Annotated in this window: 1 protein-coding gene; it reads right to left on the bottom strand. The window is 71.5% G+C overall.

The features are described 5' to 3' along the window. Positions 1-190 (bottom strand): hypothetical protein (locus AC5RV2_RS19165; protein ID WP_494093641.1); only part of this gene is annotated, 190 nt, incomplete at its 3' end. Positions 191-319: the final 129 nt, after the last annotated feature.

Here is a 319-nt window from a genome sequence, read left to right as displayed (position 1 = left end):
CGCGCTGTTCGCCGTTCACGGCCAGCAGCACGGAGACCACGCTGTCACCGGCCTGCGGGGCGCCGCCGGCGAAGGCACCGAGCAGCGAACGGTCGGTGAGCTGCTGCTGCAGGGCGGCCACGCCCGCTTCGTCCAGCGGCCACGGCCACCACAGCTGTCCTGACGCCGGTTCCCAGGCTGATTCATTCATAACCTCAACGCTAGCAACCTCTGATCAGTCCGGCAGTGTTGCCCCGGCCAGGAAGGCCGCCAGCAGGGCATGGCCGCGGTCCGTGTCCTGCGGGCGGTGGTGCCCTCCGGCGTGGCGGTGGACGGCGCC

This window comes from Arthrobacter sp. Y3225116 (assembly GCF_059091245.1).
This window is presented reverse-complemented; position numbering and strand designations above follow the sequence as displayed.